Source organism: Rhizobium sp. HT1-10 (genome assembly GCF_049472505.1).
In the GTDB taxonomy this organism is placed as follows: domain Bacteria; phylum Pseudomonadota; class Alphaproteobacteria; order Rhizobiales; family Rhizobiaceae; genus Rhizobium.
This window is the reverse complement of record NZ_JBCEBQ010000007.1, coordinates 284,116-303,410: the sequence shown is the minus strand read 5'-3', so window position 1 is coordinate 303,410 and position 19,295 is coordinate 284,116. Positions and strand designations below refer to the sequence as shown.

Annotated in this window: 12 protein-coding genes; 3 read left to right on the top strand and 9 right to left on the bottom strand. The window is 61.8% G+C overall.

Going from position 1 to position 19,295, the window contains the following annotated elements; all coding sequences use genetic code 11:
• The first annotated feature begins 516 nt into the window (after positions 1 to 516).
• A complete protein-coding gene (locus VH564_RS18610) occupies positions 517 to 1,962 on the top strand; it encodes an aldehyde dehydrogenase (RefSeq protein ID WP_423341343.1) in 1,446 nt (481 codons plus the stop codon).
• A gap of 89 nt (positions 1,963 to 2,051) precedes the next feature.
• Here VH564_RS18610 and VH564_RS18605 read toward each other — a convergent pair whose 3' ends face one another.
• From VH564_RS18605 to VH564_RS18595, 3 genes are all read right to left on the bottom strand, one after another.
• On the bottom strand, positions 2,052 to 5,144 hold the full coding sequence (locus VH564_RS18605) for an efflux RND transporter permease subunit (RefSeq protein WP_423341342.1): 3,093 nt from the start codon (positions 5,142 to 5,144) through the stop codon (positions 2,052 to 2,054).
• A gap of 9 nt (positions 5,145 to 5,153) precedes the next feature.
• The gene (locus VH564_RS18600) at positions 5,154 to 6,278 is read right to left on the bottom strand and encodes an efflux RND transporter periplasmic adaptor subunit (protein WP_423341341.1); all 1,125 of its coding nucleotides are present in this window, start codon (positions 6,276 to 6,278) and stop codon (positions 5,154 to 5,156) included.
• Between the two features lie 64 nt (positions 6,279 to 6,342).
• Entirely contained in the window at positions 6,343 to 7,815 is a 1,473-nt protein-coding gene (locus VH564_RS18595) for an efflux transporter outer membrane subunit (protein ID WP_423341340.1), read from the bottom strand.
• A gap of 595 nt (positions 7,816 to 8,410) precedes the next feature.
• On the opposite strand from VH564_RS18595, the gene VH564_RS18590 reads away from it, so the two are divergent.
• Positions 8,411 to 9,562 (top strand): glycosyltransferase family 4 protein, encoded by a 1,152-nt coding sequence (locus VH564_RS18590; protein WP_423341339.1) that lies wholly within the window; start codon positions 8,411 to 8,413, stop codon positions 9,560 to 9,562.
• Positions 9,559 to 10,878, top strand: coding sequence for a hypothetical protein (locus tag VH564_RS18585; RefSeq protein WP_423341338.1), 1,320 nt, complete (start codon positions 9,559 to 9,561; stop codon positions 10,876 to 10,878). The genes VH564_RS18590 and VH564_RS18585 overlap by 4 nt, the downstream gene beginning before the upstream one ends.
• Positions 10,879 to 10,892: 14 nt before the next feature.
• Here VH564_RS18585 and VH564_RS18580 read toward each other — a convergent pair whose 3' ends face one another.
• Genes VH564_RS18580 through VH564_RS18555 form a run of 6 tightly spaced genes read right to left on the bottom strand, consistent with a single transcriptional unit; the run spans position 10,893 to position 19,294 of the window.
• A complete protein-coding gene (locus tag VH564_RS18580) occupies positions 10,893 to 12,029 on the bottom strand; it encodes a glycosyltransferase family 4 protein (protein WP_423341337.1) in 1,137 nt (378 codons plus the stop codon).
• Positions 12,022 to 13,035 (bottom strand): polysaccharide deacetylase family protein, encoded by a 1,014-nt coding sequence (locus VH564_RS18575; RefSeq protein WP_423341336.1) that lies wholly within the window; start codon positions 13,033 to 13,035, stop codon positions 12,022 to 12,024. The genes VH564_RS18580 and VH564_RS18575 overlap by 8 nt, the downstream gene beginning before the upstream one ends.
• Positions 13,028 to 14,575 carry a lipid II flippase MurJ gene (locus VH564_RS18570; RefSeq protein ID WP_423341335.1) on the bottom strand — a complete coding sequence of 516 codons (1,548 nt, stop codon included), beginning with the start codon at positions 14,573 to 14,575 and terminating at the stop codon, positions 13,028 to 13,030. The genes VH564_RS18575 and VH564_RS18570 overlap by 8 nt, the downstream gene beginning before the upstream one ends.
• Complete coding sequence (locus tag VH564_RS18565; RefSeq protein ID WP_423341334.1) at positions 14,572 to 15,966, bottom strand: O-antigen ligase family protein; 1,395 nt, start codon at positions 15,964 to 15,966, stop codon at positions 14,572 to 14,574. The genes VH564_RS18570 and VH564_RS18565 overlap by 4 nt, the downstream gene beginning before the upstream one ends.
• Positions 15,963 to 17,096, bottom strand: a complete 1,134-nt coding sequence (locus VH564_RS18560; RefSeq protein ID WP_423341333.1) for a glycosyltransferase family 4 protein — start codon at positions 17,094 to 17,096, stop codon at positions 15,963 to 15,965. The genes VH564_RS18565 and VH564_RS18560 overlap by 4 nt, the downstream gene beginning before the upstream one ends.
• A complete protein-coding gene (locus tag VH564_RS18555) occupies positions 17,096 to 19,294 on the bottom strand; it encodes a GNVR domain-containing protein (RefSeq protein WP_423341332.1) in 2,199 nt (732 codons plus the stop codon). The genes VH564_RS18560 and VH564_RS18555 overlap by 1 nt, the downstream gene beginning before the upstream one ends.
• Between the last annotated feature and the right edge of the window lies 1 nt (position 19,295).

Below are 19,295 nucleotides of genomic sequence, written 5' to 3'. Positions count from 1 at the left end.
TACTATCGGGCAGGCTTCGGAATTGTGGCGATAGTTCCATAACCCATCTTACGCTCCAAAGGTCTTTAGCGGGGGCAGCACCGCAAAGTTGAAGTGTCCTTTTTGTGCAAAGTTGGAATGTCGCAGTCCCCAAGTCTGATCGATGTGTGGGAGATTGCAGATGGGGTTGGCAGCGATGGGCGAGCGCGATCTGCAGCGGATCGAGGCTTTTGTCGAAAGCAATTGCCGACCGAATGACCATATCGCCAGCGGGGCGACAATCTGTGCTGCTCGGCAACCTCACCGGAACCGTGAGCTCCCTCATCGCAGCGGATGGCCTTGACGGTTGCCCGTCTCGGCGCCTTAATAATTGTCGGGGTTGAGTTTCAACATGTCGCGATCGCCGATGTCGAAAGCAGCCGAGCGCGGGGAGATGCGCTCGTCGAGCAACGGCGTGAGGAGGACGATACTGCGGTGGTCTACACGTCGAACGCCGATAGCCTCGACCCTTGTGTTATCTCTATACGGAGGACCGACTTGACCATTTCACTTCTCATCAATGGCGCGGATCGTCCCGCAGCCAGCGGCCGCACTTATGACCGCCTCGATCCCTTCACCGACAAACTCGCAAGCCGCGCGCCGGCTGCGGGGCTTGAGGACGTCACTGATGCCATCGAGGCCGCCGCAACCGCCTTCCCGGCCTGGTCGAAGACAGGCCCGACCTATCGGCGGCAGATATTGGCCAAAGCCGCCGACATCATCGACTCCGGCGTCGAAGAGTTCACCAGGCTGATGATAGCGGAAACCGGTAGCACCGCTGCCTGGGCTGGCTTCAACGTGATGTTTGCGGCCAAGATCCTGCGCGAGGCAGCGGCAATGACGACGCAGATTTCAGGCGAAGTCGTCCCCTCCGATAAACCGGGTACGCTCGCCATGGCAGTCCGCCAGGCGGCCGGCGTTTGCCTGGCGATCGCGCCGTGGAACGCACCGGTGATCCTGGCCGTCCGTGCGATCGCCATTCCCCTCGCCTGCGGCAATACCGTCATTCTCAAGGCCTCGGAGCTGTGTCCAGGCACGCATCGGCTGATCGGCTCGGCGCTGACCGAGGCCGGCCTGCCGCCCGGCGTCATAAACGTCATCACCAACGCGCCGGAGGATGCAGCGGAAATCGTCGCCGCGCTGATCGCCCATCCCGCGGTCAAGCGGGTCAACTTCACCGGATCTACCAGGGTCGGCAAGATCGTCGCCCGGCTTGCCGCCGAGCATCTGAAGCCGGCCTTGCTCGAACTTGGGGGCAAGGCCCCGTTGGTGGTGCTCGAGGATGCCGACATCGACGGCGCGGTGAATGCCGCGATATTCGGCGCCTTCATGCATCAGGGTCAGATCTGCATGTCGACGGAGCGGATCATCGTCCATAACGCCATCGCCGATGCCTTCGTGGCCAGGCTTGCGGCGCGTGCCGCTCGGCTTCCGACAGGCGACCCTCGCGGCCATGTCGTCCTCGGCTCAATGATCAGCCTCGAGGCCGCAAAGAAAATGGAGGGGCTGATTGCCGATGCGCAAGAGAAAGGCGCGAAGCTGGTCGCCGGCGGCAAGCGCACCGGTACCGTGGTCGAAGCGACGCTGCTTGACCATGTGACGCCGGCCATGCGGATCTACAGCGAGGAATCCTTCGGCCCTGTAAAGCCGATCATTCGGGTTGCCGACGAAGAAGAGGCCATCCGCGTCGCCAACGACACCGAATACGGCTTGTCGGCGGCGATTTTCAGCCGCGATGTGCGACGCGCCATGTCGGTGGCGGCGCGTATCGAGTCGGGCATCTGCCATATCAATGGACCGACGCTGCATGACGAGGCGCAGATGCCTTTCGGTGGAGTGAAGGGAAGTGGCTATGGCAGGTTCGGCGGGAAGGCCGCCATCGCCGAGTTCACGGACCTTCGCTGGATCACGCTGGAAGATCCCGCGCAGCATTATCCCTTCTAGGCCCTGCTCAGGACCGCAGCGCCTTGCGCAAACACAAACCGGCGCGAATTGCTTCGTGCCGGTTTGTTTTATCGCAATATCTCGAAGCCTTAAGGCGCGGCGTGACTTGGCTCGCCCGTTGTCACCTCGGCTTCTTCGGCCTCAGGCTTGTAGGCCCTCGCGATCAGCACATAGGCTGCAGGCACGACGAACAGCGTGAACAGCGTGCCGATTGCGAGACCCGTGGCGATGACCAGACCCATGTTAAAGCGCGAGGCAGCACCTGCACCCGTCGACAGGATGAGGGGCACAACGCCGAGCACCATGGCTGCCGTCGTCATCAGGATGGGCCGCAAGCGGATGGCAGCCGCTTCGACGATCGCCTGCCGCTTGGACTTGCCGGCATTGCGGTGTTCGTTGGCGACCTCCACCATCAGGATGCCGTGCTTGCTGACCAGACCCATCAGCGTTACCAGGCCGACCTGCGTGTAGATGTTGATGCTCGCACCGCCCAGGCCGAGGCTGATGAAGATCAACGCGCCGGCCAGGGACATCGGCACCGAGACCAGAATGACGATCGGGTCGCGGAAGCTGTTGAAGAGAGCAGCCAGCGACAGGAAGATGATGATCAGGGCGAAGGCGAATGTCGTGACGAAGCCGCCGGATTCCTGCTGAACCTGGCGCGATTGTCCACCGTAGTCGACCGTGTATCCCGGGGGCAGTGTGTCTGCGGCGACCTGTTGCAGCGCCTTCAACGCATCACCCATGGCGACACCCGGCATTGCCACGCCCGAGATGGTGGCCGCATTGACCTGCTGGAAGTGGTTCAGAGATTGCGGTGCAGTGACCGTTTCCACATGGGCGACGGTCGACAGCGGCACGCTCGTGCCGTCGCTGGTCTTTATATAGAAGTTCAGCACATCCGAGACGTTCAGGCGCGACATCTGTTGCACCTGCGGGATGACCTTGTAGGAGCGGCCGTCCAGGCTGAAATAGCCGGTGTAGTTACCGCCCAGCATTGTCGCCAGCGAAGCACCGAGGTCTGACATGCTCAACCCGAGCTGGGCCGCCTTGTCACGGTTGAAAACGATGCGTGACTCAGGTTGGTTGAACTTCAGATCCGTGTCGAGAAAGATGAAGCGGCCGGTCTTCAGAGCGTCTCCGATGAACTTCTGCGAGGCGTCGTTGAGCGGTCCGAAGTCGTTGGTGGTGGAGATCACGAACTGGATCGGCAACCCGTTGCTGCCGGGCAGAGGCGACGGCTGGAAGGCCACGACCTTGGAGCCGGCTATGCCGTTGAGCTCCTGCTGAATGGCGGGCTGCAATGTCTTCGTTGTCTGCGTCCGTTGGTCCCAGGGCTTCAGAACCCAGCCGGCAATTGCCTGACCTGGCGTATTGATCTGGAACACCACATTGGTTTCCGGGTGCTTTTCGAAGATATCATAGGCTTGCCGATCATAGAACTGGCGCTGTTTCAGCGTCGACGTCGGCGACGATGTCGTCAGTGCGAGAATAACGCCCTGATCTTCTTCCGGTGCGAGTTCGGAGGTGGAGGAGGAATAAAGCCAGTAGATGCTGCCCAAAACGATCAGGCCGAAGGTGATGACCACCGGCATGGAGTTGAGCGTGCCTTCGAGCAAACGTCTATAGCCCCTGCTCAGGCGGCCCATGAACCGGTCGATGGCGTGGACGATCCTCGCCTCGAAGGACTTGCCGTCCTTCGGGATCGGCTTCAGCAGATAGGCGCAGGCCATCGGCGAGAGCGTCAGGGCGATGATAGCGGAGACGGTCACCGCACCCGCAAGCGTAAAGGCGAATTCAGTGAAGAGCGCGCCGGTCAGCCCGCCCTGGAAACCAACGGGGACATAGACCGCAATCAGCACCACCGTCATCGCGACGATCGGGCTCGCGAGGTCACGGGCTGCCTGCAGGGCGGCGCCCAGAGGCTTCATCCCCTCCTCCATGTGCCGGTTGACCCCTTCGACGACGATGATCGCGTCGTCAACGACCAGCCCGATGGCAAGCACCAGAGCCAGCAGCGTGAGAAGGTTGATCGAAAAGCCGAGGGCCAGCATTACCGCGAAGGTACCGACCAGCGAAAGCGGGATGGCGATGATCGGGATGAGGACAGCGCGCCAGGAGCCGAGAAAGGCGAAGATGACCACCGTCACGATGAGGCCGGCTTCGAACAGCGTGCGGACGACCTCGTCGATCGAGCTGTTCACGAAATCGGTGGAATCATAGATGATCTGGCTGGTCAGCCCGGCCGGCAGTTGTCCTGCGATCTCCGGGTAAACAGCCTTCACGCCGTTGATGACATCGAGCAGGTTTGCCGTTGGCGCGACCTGGATCCCGATATAGACGGCTGTCTTGCCGTTGAAACTCGTCGCGGAGTCATAGTCGTCATTGCCCAGCGTGACGTTCGCGACATCGCTCAGGTGAATGATCGCACCGTTGATCTCGGTGAGGACCAGGTTCTTGTACTCCTCCAGCGAGTGGAGGTTCGTCGACGATGACAGGTTGACCTGGACAAGGTTGCCCTTGGTGGTGCCGAGACCAGAGATATAATCGTTGCTTTTCAGCGCTGTGGCGACATCGCTGGCGCTCAGGCCGTGGGCGGCAAGCTTGACCGGATCGAGCCAGGCGCGCAGCGCGAACTTCTTCCCGCCAAGGATTTCAGCCGTCTGCACCCCTTGCACGGACTGCAGCTTCGGCTGAACGACGCGCGTCAGGTAATCGGTCACCTGGTTCGGTGCCAGGACATCGCTGGCAAAGCCGATATACATGCTGTCGATCGTCTCGCCCACCTTCAGCGTCAGCGTCGGCTGCTGTGCGGAGGACGGGAGCTGGTTGATGACGGAATTGACCTTGGTGTTGATTTCGGTCAACGCCTTGCCCGCATCGTAGTTCAGTCGCAGATTGACGGTGATCGTGCTGGTGCCCGTCTGGCTGGTCGATGTCATGTAGTCGATGCCATTCGCCTGGGCGATGGCATTTTCCAGCGGCGTGGTGATGAACCCGGCAATGATGTTGGAATCCGCGCCGGCATAGGTCGTCGTGACGGTGACGATGGCGTTTTGCGTGCGCGGATATTGCAGGATCGACAGTGACGTCATCGACCGGACGCCAAGCACGAGAACGAGCGCGCTGACAACGAGCGCCAGAACCGGCCGACGCACGAAGATATCGGTGAAACTTTTCATGGCGGGGTCCTACTTGTCCTTGATCTCAGGCGCGTTTTCGGCGGTCGGCACATGCGAGTTGTCGACGATCACCGGGCTGCCGTTTCGCAGCTTGATCTGGCCGGCATTGACGACCTGTTCGCCTTCCTTGACGCCTTCGAGGATTGCGACATTGTCGCCGCGCGTCTCTCCGGACTTGATGAAGGTCTGGCGCGCAACGCCGTTCTTGGTGCCGCCCTCATCCTTCTGGTCGACGATGAAGACGGAATCGCCGTAAGGATTGTAGACGATGGCCGTCTGCGGAAGGGTGATGAGCTTCTGGCTGCTTCCGACGGCAATTTTCACGCGACCGAACATGCCAGGCAGCAAGATGCCGTCCGGATTGTTCATAGCGGCGCGCACCTGGACGTTTCGCGACGACGAATCGACCTTGGAGTTGATTGCCGCGATCTTTCCGGGAAAGACTTTTCCTGGAAAGGCATCAATCGTCGTGTTGACGTCCTGTCCGATCTTCAACTGGTTTAAGGTTTGCTGCGGCAAGTAAAAATCGACATAGAGCGTATCGAGCGCCTGCAGGGTGACGATCGTCGTCCCCGCGGTCAGATACTGGCCTATATCGACGGCCCGGATGCCGAGCCGGCCCGCAAAGGGTGCGCGCAGCGTCTTCTGATCGACAATGGCCTTCTGCTGGTCGACAAGCGCCACCGCGTTCTTGTAGCTGGCATCATCGCTATCGACGGTGGCCTGGCTGACGGCACTGACCTTTTGCTGGTCCTGCGCGCGTTTCAGCGAGATTGCAAAGTTATCGGCCGTCGCCTGAAGGGCGGCCAGTTTGGCGATGTCGTCTTCGGCCGAGAGCTTCTGAAGGGTCTGGCCCGCCGCAACCGTATCGCCGGATTCGAAGCTTCTCTCCTCGACGATTCCTGCGACCTGCAGGGCAAGATCGGCGCCGTTGACGGCCTTGAGCGTGCCAACCGCCTCTATTTCGGTTTGCCAGTCGGTCAGAGATGCAGTCGATGTCGAGACCGTCTGGGGGGGATTGGCCATTCCGGCCATGACTTTCTGGATGATGCCAGCCTTGAATGACTGGAAGCCGTAAAGCCCGCCAAGAACAGCCCCGGTTGCGAGCAACATGATCACCATTCGCTTGATCATTGCGTGTAGACCTTTTTTACTGTGAGTGCTTTTTCAATACTGACGGACAATGCTTGGCGTATCGTTACAACGCTGCGTCAGATGCTACTTTTCTTGCAGCTCCAGGCTTAACGGATGCAAGTTTCGGACCGACACTTCGGCTATCGTCCGATCCATCTCCCATATAGCCTGCCCCGATCGCCACATTGAGCGACACGTAATCCGTCGCGCTCTGCTGCACGGCGCCGGCCAGGCTCTCCTGCGCCGTCGTGACGGAACGCTGCGCGTCCAGTACATCCAGTAGGGACGAGGCGCCGTTCCTGTAGTTGTCGGTCGAAAGTCTGAGCGCCTCCTCGTAGGACCTGACCTGTGCCCGCAGCGCGGCGATCGTCTGGGCATCACGGCTGACCGCAGACAACGCATTCTCGACATCTTCGATCGCGCTGAGCACCGTCGATTTCCAGGTGAGGTAGCTGGCGCGCGCATTCGATTCGGCGATCTTGACGTTCGCCCGAAGCGTGCCGCCGTCCAGGATCGGCAAGTTTAGGGTCGGACCGAACGACCAGGTGGTGAGGCCACCATTGGAACCCGAGCTGTGCACGGCGGAGGGCGAAATCGAGCCACTAAGCGAGATGCTGGGATAGAGCTTGGCCTCACTGACGCCGATCTGCGCGGTCGCGGAGGCAAGATTGCGCTCGGCAACGCGGATGTCCGGACGGTTGCGAATGAGATCGGCGGGAACGCCGGAGGCCACGCTGCCATGGAAAATCGGCTGACCGAGACCGGATTGCATTTGTGCGATGACGGTGGCCGGAGGAACGTTCAGCAGCGTGGCCATATGGTGCACCTGCTTGCGGAAATTCACTTCGTATGGTGGCTTTTCGGAGAGCGACGAGTTGACCAGCCCCTCCGCCTGGACGACATCGAGCCGCGAGGCAGCGCCCGCCTGCATCTGCGATTGCGTCAGAGCCAAGGTCTCCCGCCGCGATGCCAGGTTCTTGTCGGCGATGGAGCTCATCTCCTGATAGTATCGGGCATTGATGTAACTGGTGACCAGATCCTGAAGATAGGTCAGCCGCGTGACATCGACGGTGGCGTAGTCTGCATCCAGGGTCGCAAGAGCGCCTTCGCGAGCCCGGCGGTATTGGCCGAAAAGATCGAGCAGCCATGAGGCCGTCAGGTTGCCGCTGCTGGTATTGGTGGTCGAAAGCTGGGTGCGAAGCTTCCCCTTCTCACCGCTGACGGTCTGCGAGGCGTCAGCCGTCAGGCTCGGAAGCCCCCCGGCTCCGGCGACAGTCACATCGGCCTGTGCCGCGTAGGTCGCCTCGATGGCCGACAGAATGGAAACATTCTGCGCAAGGCCAGTCCCGACGAACGCCTCGAGCTTCCGATCTCTGAACGCGGTCCACCATCTGCGGTCGGCGACATCGCCGTTCGACTTGTAGGCACCCTCGGCGAATTTGGCGGGAACCGGCGTAACCGGAGGCTTGTAATCAGGGCCACTGACGCAACCCGTGAGGGCAAGCAGCAAGAGAGGGGCAAGACGCAAGGAATTCATGGATATACCCACATTGGAAGTCGAACCGTACGGTTCGGTTCGACTCGATAGCGGTTTTAGAATTGCGTTTCAAGGGGCTTCTCTCGACACAACCTCGGGTACATCGAATACGTGGGCATACTCGCGAGTTCGCGTGGGCACGGTGAGGCCTGCAGCGGAAGTCGCTTGGCAACATCATTATCGGCAAGATTCATTGACTGAGGCATCGGTCAACAGCCGTCGCCGGCGTCGGGTAACATCGAACGACAAGTGGACATCGAAGCTATCCGCGAACCGGGATATTTCTGCAGGACCAACAGCGCGCACGAATCTCCTACGTCTTCGAACGCATGCTGCGCCCCTCCCCCAGATGACGCAGCCAGTGGTGGCGTGGACGAGCGCGCTTCCACCCATGAGCCTCCCCATGCACAAGTTTTACCTCACCTCTCAAAATGAGACGCAAGAGGTGGGTGTATCAGAACGAGAATCGGAATTACCATTAACCATCAATGGCTTAATGCCTAGACAAACAATGGAGAAAGGTTAACTAATCCTTACTTATTAAATTCGTCAGCCGCATGATGTGGCTGATCAACCATGACATCGGCTTTCGCGCATGACGTTCGAGATCGTTCAAATCGTTCAGGAATTCAACACTGCAGGGGGAGCGGAGCGTGTCGCCTGGGATCTATCAGTGGCCTTCAGCCAGATGGGGCAGATGAATTCCGTGGTCGCGTCGCACGTGCCGAGACACCCGCCGCAAAATGTCAAGATGAGACCGATCGCTCCGTTCTTGGCGCGCCTGCCGAAGAGAGGTCTGTTCCGTTACTTCGGCCGGCTGCTGGTCGTGCCGGCATTCACTATCGCCGCAAGCTTCGTGAAGTTGCCAAAGCGGGACAATGTGTTGATCAGTCACGGCGACACATTTTTTGGCGATATACTCGTTGTGCACGCGATCAATGCCGAGAACCTCAAGGAAAAGCGCCAGGCCGGTCAATGGGGCTGGCTTCTCAACCCGCTGCATGCCTGGGTCGCGATCCGCGACCGCCTGATGATCGGCGGCTTGCGCTATCGCCGCTATGTCGCGGTCTCTGACCGAGTGAGGCACGAGTTGATGAGCAACTACAGCGTACCGTCGGAGCGAATCGAGATCATACCGAACGGGATAGACCTGGCCAAATTCCAGGTAACGCCGGATGCTCGGGAAGCGGTCCGCGCGGAATTCAATATTCCGGACGGCGCCCGGCTCATGCTTTTCGTCAGGCACGAATTCAACCGCAAAGGCCTTGCCCATGTCATCGAGGCGATGCTGACCCTGAACGATCCCTCGGTGTGGTTGCTGGTTGTCGGCTCAGACAACCGAAAGCCATATCTCAGCATGGCAGGCAAGCTCTCCAACCGGATCGTCTTTGCCGGTGAGCGCCGGGATATGGAGAGGATCTATCCGGCAGCTGACGTCTTCGTCCTGCCGACGGCCTATGAAACCTTTTCGCTGGTTTGCATGGAAGCGATGGCATGCGGCGTCCCCGTGCTGGCGCCCAGGGTGGGCGGTATCGAGGAATATCTGAAGGACGGCGTCAACGGATACGGCATCAGCCGGAATGGCCACGACATCGCAAAGAAACTCACGCGCGTCTTGTCTTCGAAAGAACAACTTGAGCCCCTGAGGGCTGGTGCAATTGCCACGGCGCGCGGCTACAGCTGGGATGAAATCAGCCGCCGCTATGTGGCGCTGGCCGGCGATGTGCTGAAGGAGAAATACGCATGAGCCAAACTTTGCGCTTGATGTCCAGGACCTTGGGCCTGTGCTTGCTGCTGGTCGCATCCCAGGCGGCGGCCGGCGAGCAGACGCTGCGCTGGCGCACGGGCGGCGGCAATATCGTCACCCATCTGACAGGGCAGCCGACAGCCCCGCTTTACGAAGCCCTCCATGCCGTCGGCGCCCGGCTGGGCCGCATGAATTCCTACGGCTGGCGCGATCTCGCCCGCGTGCCCACTCCACATGATTTCGATGCGGCAATGCTGGAAGCCCACGGCAAAGGCATCACGCCTGTGCTGCTCTTCGAATACGAGGGCAGTTATCAGTTTCTCGATCCGGCCCAGCCGATCGGCTCCTACAAGGACTGGTTCCGCGCGGGCGTGGAATATGCCCGGCGGTTCCGACCCAACGGGGAGTGGGGCCGCGAGCATGGGATAAAGGATTTCGGCGCGACGATCTTCGCGGCCGTCAACGAACCGGACGTGCAGAACACGATTCCGAAGAAGGACTATCATGACGCGTTGGAGGGACTCGCCGACGGCATCCATTCTGTCGACAAGTCCCTCATCGTCCTTCCCGGCGGTTTCGCCGCCTGCAACATCGACGGCGACGCGACCTTGCGCGGCTATGGTCCTGCCATCGCCGATCTCCTGGACAACGGCAAGCTCGATGGCCTGGACCTGCACACCTACTACAATGACCGCTGGTATCCGCTGACCGAAGGCCGTCAGTTTTCCGCACAGACCTGCTTCGACCGGATAAAGTCGACGCTCGGCCTGAAGCGGGACATCAATTTCTACGCCACCGAATTCAACGTCTCCCGCAGCGAGGGCTGGTCGGACGAAAAACTGTCGGCAAGCCTGTTCCTGACTGCATTCTGGGATAATTTCGGCGTTGTTGGCGCCAAGGGCCAGCCCGTGACCGTGTTCGCCTTTCCCTGGGCCCTTCCGGACACCGACCGCGTCGATGGCCCGGGCTATGCGATGGCTGCCGGCGAAGCCCCTTGGCGCCCGGAGGAACGCTCCAAGGTCGTGCAGCGGGTGCTGAATATTGCCGGCGACATGAAGGTCGTCTCCTCCGATCCCTATCACGCCGGCACCATGCATCTCTCAGGTCCGAAATCCGACCTGTTCGTTTGGCACAACCGGCGCGGTTGGACAGACATTTCCGGCGGGCGATGGACGATCGCCCTGCCAGCGGGCGCCCGCAAGATCGAACTCTGGGGATGGGACGGGCTGCGCGAAAGCCACGAGGTATCAGGCGATCGCTATGTCTTCGAGGCTCTTGCCGGTGGCGAAACCTACATGGCGCTCGTCACCCGCTAACCGGGTCAAACTGTCTATCCACGCCGTGCCGCAGCCTTCCAGGCCGAATGAAGCTGGTCGGCGATGGCATCATAGGTGAACCCCATCCGGATATTCTCCAATCCGTCCGCTGCCTTCTGGTGCCGCTCATCCGGATGGGCGTGAATATGCGCGATGAGTTCCGCCAAGGAGCGGGGGTCGCGCTCGGGCACGATCCAGCCGCCCTTTCCGACGATATCTGGAATGGCGCCTGAACGCGCGCCGATAACCGGCGTTCCACAGGCCTGCGCCTCGATGATGACGCGGCCGAACTGCTCCTTCACGGTGGGCGTCGTATGGGTCAACAGAACCAGTGCATCGAGCGAGCGAATGAATGTCGCGACACCTTCCGGATTGCTCCACGGCATGATGGTCAGGCGGTCGGTTAGCCCGAGCCGTTCGGCCCGTTGACGCAGCGCGGCTTCATAGGGCCCCTCCCCCACGAGCTTCAACGCCACGGGTGCGCTCGTCATCGCCATCGCCTCCAGAACGTCCTGGATGCCTTTCTCCTCAATCAGACGACCTACATAGCCAAGCGTCAACTGCGGCTGTTCAGCCAGGCTGCCGATTTCTGGCACAGGCTTGAACACCTGTTGGTCGACGCCGTAGCCGATCGTGCTGACCGGGCCGCTATAGCCGCGTGCCTTTGCCACCATGGTGGCGTCGCTGCTGCGGGACAGAAGGTGCGCCGTGTTGGCAAGTACGTTCCCGCGAATGGTCTCGAAAGGCGGCGGCAACCGCTTCAAAATGTTCTGGTCGACTTCCAGGACCAAGGCGGCGTCTCCCTTCAAGAGCCGCGCCTGCAGGGCGATAAAGCTCCACGGCTCCTCCCACAGGTGGATGACGTGAGGCCTCGTTTCGCGGATGAGCCTGCCGAGCCCACGGTAGACGTGCAGGTACCAGCTGAAAGGACCCGCATCGGGAAAGAGGATCGGCAGGACATGGGTGGTAACACCCGGATCACCGCCGGGATCGGCCGTCATGCTGCGCCCGAACTGCTTCCAGCGGCTTGGCACGACCAGATGAACATCGACATCATCCCGGTTTTCGAACGGCGCATAGCGTAAGCGTCCGGCGGCACGCGAAACGCCGGTGTGCGCGATGGAAATAACCCTCAATTTCTCCTCAGACACGACCCAACATCCTTGCGGCGGCCGCTGTTGCGCCGGCCATGTGAAGCTCCGGCATCAGAAGATTGCGATGAGCCCCGTTAAGGGTGACGCGCGGATAGGCGAAAGGCGCCGTCGCCCCCGTCAGCAGCCCTTTCGTCGTCGTGGCGACACCCTGATATCCCGTCTCCCGCGCGATTTCGAAGTCGCGGGGGCCGCAATCATCGACACGCCCGAAAGGAAAGGCGAATTGCGTAACCGAGATATTCAGCTTCTCGCGCAGACGGGTCCGGCTGTCGCGGAGCTCATGGCGTGCATCTTCAGACGTCAGGAGCGAAACCCGCGGGTGGGAAACCGTGTGAGAGCCGATCTCCACCAGCGGATCGGTCGCCAACTCCGAAAGCATGTCCCAGGTGATGGCGTGGCGCCAATGCACAGCTTCGGCATCGACTGCGTTTTCGAGACAAAAGCGCGCATAGTGGTTGCTGGCTTCGACGCCGCTCCAGCGGGTTTGCAGATCCTGAAATGCAGCAGCCGCACGCTGGGTCGTATCCGTCGCGATCCGTTCGCCGTCGACGAGCACGAAGTCTCGTTCCAACAGGGTTTCCTCGAGGCCGACCCACCACATGGGCAAAGTTCCGTCCGGAATTCCGGTGGTGACGAACAGCGTCACCGGGAGGCCATGGCGGCGAAAGAGCGGGACCACCGCCTCATAAGTGTCGCGGTAGCAATCGTCGACGGAAAAATTGACGAAGGTCCCCCGCGTCTTCGGATCGCGCGCCAGCCGCAACCCTTCCTCGATGGTGACCACCTTGCGGCCGCTGGCTGCCAGATGCGAGAGCAGCGTGTCGAAGAAATCGAGGTCGAGATAGAAATTCCGGTTCGGCAGCGTCGGCCAAATCGATGAAGGTGCTGCGCGGTGAAAGGTAAAAAAGCAGCCCCGCGGCCCCCGCAGCGCATCGACCCACTGGGCCATTGCGGCCCCTATGGCACTGGAAAAAGACAGGCGTGGTCCATTGTTGTCAGGCATCAGGCGGTACTCCCCTACGTAACGCAAGATATCGATAGAACTTGGCAAAGATCCCCGGTGCCAGCAGTGCGGCGGCAAACATGACCGAGAGCGCGTAAGCGGCAATGCCGCAGGCGATCCGCGCCAGTCCGCCGTCGAAAACCGCGATGATCTCGATTCCCGCAAGCGCCATTGCCACCACCGGCAGCAACCCCCGCGCCAGCAGCCTTAACAATACCATAGGTGTACCCAGCGCTATGATGACAGCAGTACACATCACGAGACTTCGCACGGTTTCACCCAAGCCCAGGAAGAAGGTCCCATAGGTCGGCGTATGCTCCAGCGCGGCGGAGATGGCATTCATGGCGATATTGGCCAGGTAGGAGGCAACCAGGATCCCTGCGGCAAGCGTGCTGCGGTTGGCCCGGTTCAGCAGCCTGAGCAGGATCCAGCCCAGGGTAGAGGCCCAGAGGCCGATGGAAATGCCGCGTAGCGCCTGGCTGGTCAGTTCGACACCCAGGGCGTTGAAGGCGCCGCGCTGGAAGATGGTGCGGACGATATCCGGCGCGAAGACGAAGATGAAGGCCGAGGCCGGCATCATGACGATGGCGACAAAGCGGGTAATGGCTTCCGCCTGCTCCTTCAGCTTGCCTTCCGCGCCATGGGAGAGGACGGCAAGACCGATGGGTTGGCTGACCAACAGAAGTGCACTGTCCGTCAGCGTCCGCGCGTAGTCCATCGAAGCAATCGCGCCTGTTGTCAGCTTGGAAGCGAGCAGGCGCTCCAGCCATATGCTCGTCTGCTCGGCGGCAGGCAGGGGCAGGAACGGCACCAGTCGGCTGAGAAAGATGCGGGTTTCCGTGCGGATATCGGCGATGCTCAGGCTCTCCAGGGCAAGATTGCCCTGACGCCACAAGGACCAGAGAGCCCAGATCGCGAGCCCATTGAAAGAAAGCGTGAAGGCGATGGCAAGCATCTCTCCCCGGTCGGTCAGAACGAGCATGCAGAGGCCGAGCATGACGCCAATGTTCAGCATGCTGGCGCGGGCATTGGTCACGCGCGTCTTGCCGAAGGCGATTTCGCCTGCCGCGAGGCAGTTGATGGCAACGGAGGCCGGCATCGAGAAAGCCATGATGCGCACGAAATAGATCGTGGCTTCCTTATCCGCATTGGAGACGCCGGCCATCATGGCGTCCACCAGCAGCGTGGCGATGATGATCGTCAACACCATCAACAGCGCGCCGATCGCCGAGAGCGCGACAGTCATCGCTGCAAGCCGTCGCGCGGCGTCGCCATTGCGGCCGGCTTCCTGCATGCGCGGAATGAGGATGGCGGGGACGCTCTCGTTCTGCAGGAAAGCCAACGGCAGCAGGATGATCGTCATCGAGCATCGAAAGCTGTCGGCGAGCGCGGCGACACCGACGACATGGGCCATGAAGACTTCACGGACGAAGCCGAGGCTCTTGCTGAACAGGGCGCCACTCGACAGTCTTGCCGCGATCTTCTTGATCGACGGCTCCGGCGGCCGGGCTGTCTCGGGCTCCGTCGTGTCCTCGGTCATGATCTGGCTTCACCCTGTGCCCGAAGGCGGGGCGCGAGAACGACGAAGCTCCAGAAGAGGAATCCCGCTTCGGCCGCAGTGATATTGGCAAGAGGAATCTGCAACAGGCTGCCCATGGCCATGGCACCGACCATGACCGCCTGGCGCGAGCGCTCCCGAACAGCCCCGGCGACAGCGCCCGATATCGCCCAGACCAGGCTGCAGAGGCAAAGAATGCCGCCGACGATGCCCATTGTCACCCAGCAGGCTATGATCATGCCGTCGATCGGCATCTGGCCGGCCGAGCCGACATCCGTCACGGTAAATCCGTTGCCGACCAGCGAACTGTCCGGCAGCATCCAGAGGGTGTAATATTGCACCAGGCGCTCCTGAAAGGAGCCGTCCTGGCTCCCCTGCCCGAGTGTCGCCAGCCGATCGCCGATGACGTCCGAGAAAGGCGGAATGGTAACCGCCACGGCACCGGCAATGACCAGCCCGACGGCGATTGCCTGCGCCTTCAGGCGGGTGCTGGCAAAAAGTAGACAGAAGACAAGCGCCAGGATCAGCGAGAGCCAGGCCGTGCGATAGAGCGACAGAAGCAAGGCGAGCATGGACGGCGCGGTGACGAGGAAGGAGAGCCATCCCGAGCGAAGGAAGGCGAAAAGCAGCAGCCCCGCCGCCGTGAAGCTCGCAAAGCTGGCCGGGCTGTTCATGGTCGAAAAGACGCGCACGCCGTAGGGAACCGGTTGGCCGATCGACAGGATGGGAGCGAACTCCATCCAGTAACGGTCCCAGGCCTGCGGGTCGACATACTGCAAGATACCATAGAGGCCGGTCAGCGGCAGGATCACGAAAAACGCGTGGACGGCGGCATCGAGAATCTCGTCGCGGTCTGCGCGAAGGGTCAAGACCGCCGCGTAGAGCACCGGTGTCATCCATTTGAGCAGGCCGCTGGCCGTATCGTTGATCTTGCCCTGCAGCAGCGACAGGATCCCGGCATAGACGATGCAGGCGCAGACGAGCACGAGGGGCCCCATGCGGCTGTCGAAGGGTTCTTTCTGGTTGATGAGGTGACGGAGTTCGATGGTCGGGATGAGCAACGCGGTCAAAGGGCCGATCAGCACCAGGCCGAGCTCGTCATATCCCGCTCCGTTATCGATGATGCGTCGGATGAAGGGAGCAAAGGCGAACAGGACCAGGCTCGCCTGGAAGTGGGAGGCGATGCCTTTCCGCCATGTCAAGACAGACACCGCGATGCAGCCGACGACGAAGAGTGGCCTGCCCAGGCTACCCGTATAGCCGCCGATGACAGCGAAGACGGCAATCAGCGCCAGCGCCGGCATCCAGCCGGACATGTGGGGTCGATCCTGCCCTTCGGACCGCAGCCGACCATCGACCCGTAGCAGCGTCATGGCGAGGCCACCTTTGCCACGATGGCTGATACGGTGCGCCGCATGGTGACGATGTCATAGACCGCCTTCACGCGGTCCCGTGCGCGTGCCACCTTGTCGAGAAACGGCTGGCGGTCGGCGAAGAAGGCGCGGATGCTGTCGGCGAGCGCGGTAGCGTCGTTTGCCGCAACCAGCGTCCCCGCCTTGCCGCCATCCAGGATTTCCGCCGATGCGCCGGCATCGGTGGCGATGACAGGCGTTCCGGCCAGCATCGCTTCGAGCAGCGTCAAGCCAAAGGGTTCGGGATCGACGGAGGGGTGGATGACGGCGTCGACCGCCTGCATGAGCGCCGGCACGTCGGCGCGTTGGCCGAGAAAATGAACCCGATCTCCAAGACCCAGCTGCTCCACCATTCCGGTCAGGCGCACGCTGTAGTCGTCTTCGCCGAACAGGGCGCTGCCGACGAGAATGCACTGCACATGCGGAACCTTCGTCAAAGCCTCCAGCACCACGTGCTGCCCTTTCCAGGGTGCGAGGCGGCTGAACACGCCTATCAGCGGACCCTCGGGCAAACCCTGGGCGCGGCGGCCGAGTGGGGGAGCGGGAGTGAGCGATATGCCGTTCGGCACCGTCCTGATCAGATCGCTACGGCCACCGGCCGCGGTGAATGCATCGGCTGCCGCTGTCGACGGGACGATGACGCAACTGGCGCGGCTGTTTGCCAAGAAGATCTGCAGCCGCCGCTGCATTCTGCCGAAGTGTCGTCCGTCCACGATGTCGTGGAGGTGCCAGACAAGCGGTCGGCGGACGGCAATGGAGGCAAGCGCCGAGAGAAGAAAGGCCTTCTGCGAGTTGGCATAGACGACATCGTGCCCGCGCGACGCGCTGATGATCGCCCCAACCAGCCGCAACAGCCGGGCTGCGAGCGGGAGCGCGGCAAACAAAGATTGATCGCGGCGGATCGCGCCGAGCTTCGCGCCTGATGCGACCGACACCTTGAGCCGCTGCTCGCGAAGCACCTGTTCCAGCGGTCCGCCTTCAAGCAGGAGCGCAGATGCCTCCCGCCACCCTACGGTGAGGTTCGCAAGCACATATTCCGCGCCCGACATTACCCCCGTCTGGTTCACGAAGAGAACCCGCGGCACGCGCATCAAGCGCTCCTTCTGTGTAGTCGGCGCGGGACATCCTCGGAAATATTCTCCTGGCCGCTGGCGGGCAAGAGTATGGCGCCGAGGCCTATCAAGCCGAGCTCCGCCATCACGGCTGCCGCGGCATCGAGCTGGCTTGCAGCCTCGCCTTCATGCTCCGCGCAGACCACCGCACGCACCTGAAGCTGCGCGGCAAGCATGGTCAGTGCCGGGTAGGATTGGGAATCGAGAAGCGCCGGGCCGGTGAGCAGCACCGCATCATAGCCACTTGCCCAATCCAGGAAGCCCTTGAGAGCCTGGCGCCGCGCGCGGGCAAAGAGCTGTAAGTCGGCCTGCTTGCCCGGCACGACATCGAGGCCGGGCGTCTGCGTCGCAGCGACGCAAGCGGCGGGCTCTGCCTTTCCGGCAACGACATCGCCGAGCGTCGGATGATCGGCGGGAAGGTCGAAGGCGGTCATGAATTCCATCGATGCCGGCGCGCACTCGACGACCAGGACCGAAAGCCCACCCTTGACCAGAGACTGCGCAGCCAAAAGGCAGGCAAACGAGGCAAGCCGTGACCGGCTGTCGACCGGCAGGAACAGCAGCGGCCGTGCCTGCGAGGCTTCCAGCAGGTCGGCGGCCATCTGCCTCGAGTTCTGCCGGAAATCCCCGGACAGCATGCTCCACCAGGTCATGGTCAACAGACTTTCCCCCGGTCTGTCCGCCAGGCCGGAGACAGGCAGCGTCGCAATGACGCGAAGCGGATCGGCGGTAACCTCGACGTCCGGAGCCGCCGCCTCGCGAGCCGCCAATACCTCTTGGGAGACGGCTGAAGGTCGAGGCGCTCCGCCGGCAGAGCGCGAATAGAGGGGACGCAAGAATGGCCGCAACCGGTCCCACAGGACGGCACCGGCGCCAGCCAGGAAAAGTCCGAGGGCGATCCCGGCTGCCAGCATGGGCGTCTTTTTTGGAAAATAGGGCATGACCGGCAGTTCCGCCAGGCTGACGAGCCGCGCCCCGCCGTTCAACGAACGACGCTCGGATTCGAGTTCGCTGGCGCGCTGGTAAAGCTGGGTATAAAGCTGACGCTTCGCCTCGACATCGCGCACCATGCCTTCGATCGACGCCTCGTGCGTCAGTGCGTTGGCAGCATTGTCCTTGGCCTTGGCTGTCTGATCCTTAAGTGCCGTCACAAGATTGGAAGCCGCCTCGTAGTCCTTCTGGGCGCTCGCAGAAATGCGATCGAGCTCGGCATTCAGCTGCTTCTGCAGGAGTTCCATCGATGCTTCCAGCATGCGGCGCTGCGGATGACGCGGCCCGAGCACCGTATTGCTGGCCGCAAGCTGGTTGCCCAGCGTAGCAATCTGCTGGCGGAGATCGGCGACGGTGCGATTGTCCAACGCCAAGGTCGACCCATCCCGGCCGTTGCGGGTGTTACGCACGGCATCCAGCCGGGCCTGCACCTGGGCTTTCGACTGTTCGGCGGCGGCAAGCTGCTGGCTGACGCTGCTGAGGCCTTCGGAGCTGATCGAGGCGGTCGAGCCCTGGACGAGCCCGTTCTGGTGGCGGAACTCCTCGATCTTGGCCAGCTGATCGCGAATTTCCGTGTCGAGATTGGCGATCTCCTGCCACAGCCATTTTGCAGCGACTTCACGGCTGTTGGACTGGCTGCTGCGCTGGTCGTCGAGATAGGCGGTGACCAGCGCATTGGCCATGGTCATGGCGGTTGCCGGCAAGGCCGAGTTGTAGGAGATCGACAGGACGCGCGACCGGCCGACTGCGGCGACGGCGTAATGCTGGGCGACTTTCTCCGCCAGCAGAGGCGCGTCGGCAGCAAGCGTCGCACAGCGATCGCCGGCCTTGCGGCATTCCTCAATGACCGCCTCATAGGCGCCCGGCTGCGACATCGCCACCTTCAGCAGCCGCGAAGAGCGCACGATCATGATCTGGCTTTCAAGGTCGGCGGGGTCGCCCTGCTTCTGGGCATAGACATCGGACGTGCGGGTCGCGGGGTCGTCTTCGGCAACAATGACAGACCCTGTTGCCAGATAGCGCGGCGGAATGACGATGGTGGCAATGAAGGACAGCAACACGACGACGCAAAAGATTGCACACGCCAACAGCCGGTTTCGCCAGATGGCGCTGATCAATCCGCTTCGATCCAGAGCCGTGGGAGCCTCATACGGCCGGTCGTCCGCCACGTCACGCTTGTCGATCATG

Coding starts and splice junctions, on each gene's coding strand:
- VH564_RS18565 (WP_423341334.1), bottom strand. CDS start 15,966: ATGACGCTGCTACGGGTCGATGGTCGGCTGCGGTCCGAAGGGCAGGAT.
- VH564_RS18555 (WP_423341332.1), bottom strand. CDS start 19,294: ATGATCGACAAGCGTGACGTGGCGGACGACCGGCCGTATGAGGCTCCC.
- VH564_RS18570 (WP_423341335.1), bottom strand. CDS start 14,575: ATGACCGAGGACACGACGGAGCCCGAGACAGCCCGGCCGCCGGAGCCG.
- VH564_RS18585 (WP_423341338.1), top strand. CDS start 9,559: ATGAGCCAAACTTTGCGCTTGATGTCCAGGACCTTGGGCCTGTGCTTG.
- VH564_RS18575 (WP_423341336.1), bottom strand. CDS start 13,035: ATGCCTGACAACAATGGACCACGCCTGTCTTTTTCCAGTGCCATAGGG.
- VH564_RS18600 (WP_423341341.1), bottom strand. CDS start 6,278: ATGATCAAGCGAATGGTGATCATGTTGCTCGCAACCGGGGCTGTTCTT.
- VH564_RS18560 (WP_423341333.1), bottom strand. CDS start 17,096: ATGCGCGTGCCGCGGGTTCTCTTCGTGAACCAGACGGGGGTAATGTCG.
- VH564_RS18605 (WP_423341342.1), bottom strand. CDS start 5,144: ATGAAAAGTTTCACCGATATCTTCGTGCGTCGGCCGGTTCTGGCGCTC.
- VH564_RS18595 (WP_423341340.1), bottom strand. CDS start 7,815: ATGAATTCCTTGCGTCTTGCCCCTCTCTTGCTGCTTGCCCTCACGGGT.
- VH564_RS18590 (WP_423341339.1), top strand. CDS start 8,411: ATGACGTTCGAGATCGTTCAAATCGTTCAGGAATTCAACACTGCAGGG.